6 protein-coding genes and 1 rRNA gene are annotated in these 6589 nt (G+C 62.7%); 3 read left to right on the top strand and 4 right to left on the bottom strand.

Going from position 1 to position 6589, the window contains the following annotated elements; all coding sequences use genetic code 11:
- Nucleotides 1-165: ribosomal RNA gene (locus BM436_RS30820) — 16S ribosomal RNA — on the bottom strand; the annotation flags it as partial.
- Nucleotides 166-614: 449 nt separating this feature from the next.
- Between BM436_RS30820 and BM436_RS30815 the strand changes: the two genes are divergently transcribed.
- The 3 genes from BM436_RS30815 to BM436_RS30805 all read left to right on the top strand — a co-directional run bounded on the left by BM436_RS30815 (nt 615) and on the right by BM436_RS30805 (nt 3607).
- A complete protein-coding gene (locus tag BM436_RS30815) occupies nt 615-1922 on the top strand; it encodes a sensor histidine kinase (protein WP_093560011.1) in 1308 nt (435 codons plus the stop codon).
- 87 nt (nt 1923-2009) lie between these two features.
- Nucleotides 2010-2783, top strand: a complete 774-nt coding sequence (locus tag BM436_RS30810; protein ID WP_093560009.1) for a LytR/AlgR family response regulator transcription factor — start codon at nt 2010-2012, stop codon at nt 2781-2783.
- Between the two features lie 140 nt (nt 2784-2923).
- On the top strand, nt 2924-3607 hold the full coding sequence (locus BM436_RS30805) for a sensor histidine kinase (RefSeq protein WP_229490888.1): 684 nt from the start codon (nt 2924-2926) through the stop codon (nt 3605-3607).
- A 39-nt stretch (nt 3608-3646) separates the two neighbouring features.
- Here BM436_RS30805 and BM436_RS30800 read toward each other — a convergent pair whose 3' ends face one another.
- The 3 genes from BM436_RS30800 to BM436_RS30790 all read right to left on the bottom strand — a co-directional run bounded on the left by BM436_RS30800 (nt 3647) and on the right by BM436_RS30790 (nt 6449).
- On the bottom strand, nt 3647-4735 hold the full coding sequence (locus BM436_RS30800; RefSeq protein ID WP_371859693.1) for a porin: 1089 nt from the start codon (nt 4733-4735) through the stop codon (nt 3647-3649).
- 118 nt (nt 4736-4853) lie between these two features.
- Complete coding sequence (locus tag BM436_RS30795; protein ID WP_093560005.1) at nt 4854-5504, bottom strand: SAM-dependent methyltransferase; 651 nt, start codon at nt 5502-5504, stop codon at nt 4854-4856.
- Between the two features lie 3 nt (nt 5505-5507).
- The gene (locus BM436_RS30790) at nt 5508-6449 is read right to left on the bottom strand and encodes a CysB family HTH-type transcriptional regulator (RefSeq protein WP_093560003.1); all 942 of its coding nucleotides are present in this window, start codon (nt 6447-6449) and stop codon (nt 5508-5510) included.
- Nucleotides 6450-6589 lie beyond the last annotated feature (140 nt).

The raw sequence follows: 6589 nt of genomic DNA, 5'->3' as shown, positions 1-6589 counted from the left end.
ATTAGCGTAACTTTCGCTACGTTATCCCCCACTCTTGGGTACGTTCCGATATATTACTCACCCGTTCGCCACTCGCCGCCAGGTTGCCCCGCGCTGCCGTTCGACTTGCATGTGTAAAGCATGCCGCCAGCGTTCAATCTGAGCCAGGATCAAACTCTTCAGTTCAATCTCTGTTTTTCCGATACTGCTATCGGAGGTCGCTCACTCAAAATACTGACGATTCCTTCTTTCGAAGGTCACGTTTAATATATTGTGCGAGCGTTTAATAATTTGAGCTAAGAGGCTTGCGCCTCCGGCATCATCATCAAACGCCCACACTTATCGACTGTTAATTTTTAAAGATCTTTTCTGCAGTTTTCAGCGAATCGTTTTGTTCGCAGCAGAGAGATGAGATTATGCGGTGTTTCGTGCAGCTCGTCAACATCTTTTTCTTCTTCACTTCGCTGCACTTGCGTGCGGCGTTGCGAGGGACAGAACTATAGCAAAGCCTCCCGCCCTCGGCAAGCGCTACTTTTCCGGCCCATCCCCCGTTTTGCGCAGACTGTCGCAATACGATGGCGATTCGCCGCCAGCTTGCGTAGAGTTGCACCATTCGAGAGATTTGAAGGCATTACATGTTTCCTCAACCCAAAGTACAAGACACGCTGAAGACGATATTGGCGTCGCTGCATCGCGGTTTCGACGCGACCGCGACCTGGGTGACACAACTGTCGTGGTGGAAGTTCTTCCTGTTCGCTGCCCTGGCCCTGATCGCCGCCTCCATTCTGCAGGACGAGCTCTTCTCTTCGCCGCCCACCGAGGAAACCACTTCCCGGCGCGACAAGCGCTCCGCCGACACCAATATCACCATCGACGACAGCGGCATCCACTTCAAGAATCCGCGCAAGGGACGCAAGGAAACCCCGGCCGCGGACGGCTCCGATGGCGCTCCCGCGCCGCCGGAGCCGCCGGAACTGCCGGAAGCGCCCGCTCATCCCGAAGCCCCGGAGGCGCCCCCGGCTCCGCCCGCCAAGGCCGCCAAGCCGGCCCGTCCCACCTCCCCCAACGCGCCCATGATGCCCGGAGAGGAAGTCCACATCGAACTGCCGCCGCAGATCGGCGAGGAACTCTCGAACGCCATCGAGGAGGCCGTGGACGACGCGGCCGAGCAGAAGGTGTCCCGCTATCACAAGCAGGCGTCGACCTGGTTCAAGAGTTTCGTCTCCCTGCTGGTGCTGGCGCTGTTCGCGACCAAGGCGCTGATGGGCGGCAAAAAGCGCGCCGAGGCGCAAACCATGTTCGCCAACGCCGCGGCCGAGCGCGAATCCATGCAGCGCCAGTTGAGCGAGGCGAAAATGCAGATGATGCAGGCGCAGGTGGAGCCGCACTTCCTGTTCAACACGCTGGCGTCGGTCGAGCACCTGATCGAAACCGACCCGCCGCGCGCCTCGGCCATGCAGCGCAGCCTGATCAAATACCTGCGCGCGGTGCTGCCGCAAATGCGCGACAACACGCTGATCACCAACCTGGGCCGCGAGGCGGACATGGTGGCGGCCTACTTGGCGCTCTTGAAAATGCGGATGGAGGAGCGCCTGACCATCGATTTCGACATCCCCGAAGGCCTGCGCACCGCCGCCTTCCCGCCCATGATGCTGCAATCCATGGTCGAGAACGCCATCAAGCACGGCCTGGAGGGCAAGCCGGAGGGCGGCACGCTGAAAGTGCGCGCCCAGGTGGCCCACAACAAGCTGCAGGTGGTGGTGACCGACGACGGGCTCGGCTTCGGCGCCAAGCCCAGCGATGGCACCGGCCTCGGTCTGAGCAATATCCGCGAACGCCTGAAGCTGCTGCATGGCGCCGATGGCGCGCTGCGCATCGAGCCCAACCAGCCCAGCGGCGTGATCGCCACCATCGAAGTTCCCTACGCGCTGGCCGCCAAATAAGACGGCGGAGGGGGACCGCGAGAAGGCGATTGATTAAAGGGCCAATTCATTGAATAATTGGCACTCGTTTTTAACACTTATCCTACTATGCCAACTGCAATCATTGCCGACGACGAACGTTTGATGCGCGACCAGCTGCGTATGCGCCTGGGCCAGGTATGGCCGGAGCTCGACATCGTCGGCGAAGCGAAAAACGGCGACGAGGCGGTCGAACTGGTCGACCAGCTCAAGCCCGATTTCGCCTTCCTCGACATCCGCATGCCGGGCAAGACCGGCATGGAAGCGGCCGCCCTGATCGGCAACAAGAGCAATGTGGTGTTCGTGACCGCCTACGACGCCTATGCCGTGGAGGCCTTCGAGCGCGGCGCGGTGGACTATGTGCTGAAACCGCCCGAGCTCGAGCGTCTGCAGATCACCGTGGACCGCCTGAAAACCCGCCTGTCCGCGCCCCCGGGCGCGGGCGCGCCGGACGTCAACGCCAGCGTCACCGCCATGCTGTCGCAGTTGGCGGAAAAGATCGCCGCGCCGAAGAAGACCTATCTGCAATGGATACAGGCCAGCATCGGCCAGGACCTGCGCATGATCCCGGTCGAGGAGATCCTGTTCTTCCGCTCCGACGAGAAATACACCTGTGTGCAGACCGCCAAGTACGAGGCGCTGATCCGCAAGCCAGTGCGCGACCTGGCCGAGGAACTGGACCCGGACCTGTTCTGGCAGATCCACCGCGCCACGCTGGTCAATGTGAACGCCATCGAAGGCGTCACGCGGGACATCCGCGGCCGCCATCTGGTACTGATCAAGGACCGCTCGGACAAGCTGGAAGTCTCGCGCAGCTTCCTTCACCTGTTCAAGCAAATGTAAACCGAAGCCGCCTGAGCCAGATCAATACCTGGCGCGGCGGCTCGCTTACCTTGAAACTGGCGACCACCCTCATCCGGTCGCGAGGAAGCAACATGGACAAGCGCGGCGCCCCTCCCTATCCCCGACGAGACGAACAAATCGTGGGCCGACGCGCCTGCGACACCTCCCGCCTGCAAACCATACGCGACGACGAGCGCCGCCATATCGCGCGCGAGCTGCACGACGACCTCGGCCAGTTGCTGGCCACGCTGCGGGTGGACCTCAGCCTGCTGCAACAGCAGGCCCTGCCGGAAAACGCCAGCCAGCAGATCCACAGCATGAACGAGTTGCTGCTGTCGGCCATCACCTCGCTGCGCCGCATCGCCAGCAACATGCGTCCGCGCGCGCTGGACGACGGCAGCCTGTACTTCGCGCTGCAGACCTTGCGCGAGGACTTCGAGCAACGCTACTCGATCGAATGCGAACTGAACGCGGCCGAATCCGAACTGGCGCTGGACGACCGCTACAGCACCGCCGTGTTCCGCATCGTGCAGGAATCGCTGACCAATATCGCGCGCCACGCCCAGGCCGAGCACGTGTGGCTGTCGGTGCGGCGGCATGGCCAGACGCTGCGCATCGGCATCGCCGACGACGGCATCGGCATCAGCGAACCCGACCTGGCCAAGCCGCACTCGCTGGGCTTGATCGGCATGCGCGAGCGGGTGCGCGCGCTGCAGGGGGAAATGGTGCTGGGGGACACCGACGACAGGGGCGGCACGCGCATCGACGTGGTGCTGCCCCTGCCGCCGGAAGCGGACCGCGCCAGCGCGGCCGCGGCCGATTAGTACGCGCCCAGGACGAACGCGTGCTGGAACGAACGCGTATTAGAACGCGTGGCGGATGCCGAGGTTGAAGGCGCTGTCGCCGCTGCCGGCCTCGTTGTTGTTGCCCACGGTGTAGCCGGCGCCGTTCTTGTTCTTGATACGGGCGTATGCGACATAGGTGCTGGTGCGCTTCGACAGCGGGTACAGGTAACCCACGGCCCACTGGTCGGCGTCCTGGTTGCGCACGGTCTTGTCGTCCTTGCGGCTGTAGGAGGCCAGCAGGTTGCCGGTGCCGACCGGCACGTTCACACCGGCCACCAGGTCGTTGCTGTCGGTCGACGCGACGGGGGCGACGCGGAAGCCGAAGGCGTTGGCCACCGGCAGCGGCGAGCTGTTCAGGCCCTTGTTCCAGGCGTAGCCGAAATAGGCCTTCACGACCTTGAAGTCGTAGTTGGCGGCCAGCAGCGTGTTCTTGGCTTCATCGCGGATAACGGCGGGCGTGGTGCCGACGGCGGCGGTGTCCTGGTTGCGCTTGTTGTGCGCCAGGGTGACGTTCAGCGGACCCTGCGCATAGCCCAGGCCCAGGCCGATCTGGCGGCCGGCCTTGTTGCTGCCGGCCTGCTCGCCCAGCGCGTACAGCAGTTCGGCGGAGAAGCCGGACACCACCGGGCTGGCGTACACCAGCGCGTTGCTGACGCGGGTATTGGCGCCGGCGGTGGCGAACAGGTTCTTGGTCGAGCCGGCGTAGCCTGCGCCGAACGGGTCGGCCACTTTGCTCAGGGCGTTGTACAGCATGGTGTACTGACGGCCGAGGGTGAGCTGGCCCAGTTCCTTGCTCTTCAGGCCGACGTAGGCCTGGCGGTTGAACAGCGCGCTGGTGGTGTTGTCCATGGTGCCGTCGTCGGCCTTGAAGCCGTTTTCCAGGGTGAACACGGCTTGCAGGCCGTTGCCCAGGTCTTCCACGCCGCGGAAGCCGAGGCGCGACTGGCCGCCGATGCCGCTCGTGACTTTGGTCACGCTGCCGGCGGCGCCGCCGCTTTCACGCACCAGGCCGGCGTCGACCAGACCGTAGATGGTCACGTTCGATTGCGCATACGCCGATGCCGAGAACGCGCCGAAAAGCAGTGCTGCCAGGGTAAGTTTTTTCACTTGATGTTCCATTGTCTGGTTGTTGAGGAAAGAGTCGCTTGAAAACTTGACGGGGCGAATCTTGCCTAACAAATGCTTCAACAATATGACATCAGCAATAAAAGTTACTCCCCGGCGCCTACTTCAGGCGGGCGGTGGCGATCCAATAGTACTCCAGGCGGTTCACCCGCACGTCACGCGCGGCCGTGGCCAGGCGCTTGCGGATGAAGCTGTCGCTGGGGTAGTTCTTCATGATCTCGTGGCGCGCGCCGTCCGCAGTCAGGCGGAACTGGTAGGTGTTGCCGTCCGCGTCGGTGCGGGCGATCGGCATGCTGACGCCCTCCACGTGGCAGCTGTCCAGCAGCACCAGCAGCACGTCCTTGCCCAGCTTGGCGCGCAGCAGCGCCAGGTACTTGTCCTGCGCGGCGCGGCCCACGTGCGACCACCAGCCGGCCGCGAAACAGGCGGTGTACTGGCCCGGCGCCACGTCGTCCGGCAGCGTCATGGCGTCGGCCAGCTCGAAGCGCACCACGTCCTCGTCCAGCTCGCGCTCGGCCGCCAGGGCCAGCATTTCCGCGCTACTGTCGATGGCCGTGATCGCCTTCGCGCCGATGGCGGCGTATTCGGTCCAGTAGCCGCTGCCGCAGGCCAGTTCCAGCACCGTGTGGCCGCTCAGCAGCTCGGCGACGCGGGCCTGCAGCTCCTCCAGGTCGTCCTGGCGCTCCTCCTGCTCGTAGATGTCGTCGTAAGTGAGCGCGCACTGCGCATAGTATTTTTGTAGGGAATTCATGATTTACAGCTCGTAATTGTCTTTTTCACCACTCATGGCCTGTTCGATCAACTTGCGGTTGAGCGTCGGGGCGAGCAGCTCGATGAATGTGTAGATGTAACTGCGCAGGTAGGCGCCCTGCTTGACAGCCACGCGCGACACGTTCATGCCGAACAGGTGGCCGGCCGAGATGGCGCGCAGGCTGCGGTCGCGCTCGGAGTCGAAGGCCATGCCGGCGATGATGCCGATGCCCATGCCCAGTTCCACATAGGTCTTGATGACGTCCGCGTCGATGGCTTCCAGCAGGATGTCCGGTTTCAGGCCGCGCAGCGAAAAGGCGTGGTCGATCTTGCTGCGGCCGGCGAAGGCGCCATCGTAGGTGATCAGCGGGAAAGCCGCAATCTCTTCCAGCGTGATCGCCTTCGATTTGAGCAGCGGATGGTCGGGCGGCACCACCACCACGTGTTCCCATTGATAACATGGCAAGGTGACCAGGTTTTCAACCCCGGCGATCGATTCGGTGGCGATCGCCAGGTCGGCCTGGTCGCGCTGCACCATCTCGGCGATCTGGCGCGGGTTTCCTTGCAATAAAGACAAGCGCACCTTGGGGAATTTCACCATGAAGGCCTGCACCACCTTGGGCAGGGTGTAGCGCGCCTGGGTGTGGGTGGTGGCGATGGTGAAGCTGCCGCTGTCCTGCGCCGCGTATTCCTTGCCGATGCGTTTCAGGCTGTCGATCTCCTGCATGATAAGCTCGACGGACTCCAGCACCAGGCGGCCGGGCTCGGTGAGGCCCCGGATCCGCTTGCCGTGGCGGGTGAAGATGTCGACGCCCAGTTCCTCTTCCAGCTCGATAATGGCCTTGGAGACACCCGGCTGGGAGGTGAACAAGGCTTTCGCGGCGTCCGTCAGGTTGTAGTTCTGGCGTACCGCTTCACGGACGAACCGCAGTTGGTGAAGATTCATTTATTGTTCTCGGGATCTGGTGGTGGCGTTCCATCCGCTATTTTACGCTGATGCTTATACCCAATACGCATATAAGCAAATAAAGAGTAAGTAGTTTGGAATAAAGCAGGAGTTTATTACCATTGCGGCTAGTTTGGGAT

Source organism: Pseudoduganella namucuonensis (assembly GCF_900116645.1).
GTDB lineage: Bacteria > Pseudomonadota > Gammaproteobacteria > Burkholderiales > Burkholderiaceae_D > Rugamonas > Rugamonas namucuonensis.
The sequence above is the reverse complement of the archived record's forward strand: the minus strand, read 5'-3'. Positions and strand labels throughout refer to the sequence as shown.

Bases quoted from the DNA above. Each gene is read 5' to 3' on its own strand.
- BM436_RS30815 (WP_093560011.1), top strand. From the start codon at position 615: ATGTTTCCTCAACCCAAAGTACAAGACACGCTGAAGACGATATTGGCG.
- BM436_RS30810 (WP_093560009.1), top strand. From the start codon at position 2,010: ATGCCAACTGCAATCATTGCCGACGACGAACGTTTGATGCGCGACCAG.
- BM436_RS30795 (WP_093560005.1), bottom strand. From the start codon at position 5,504: ATGAATTCCCTACAAAAATACTATGCGCAGTGCGCGCTCACTTACGAC.
- BM436_RS30790 (WP_093560003.1), bottom strand. From the start codon at position 6,449: ATGAATCTTCACCAACTGCGGTTCGTCCGTGAAGCGGTACGCCAGAAC.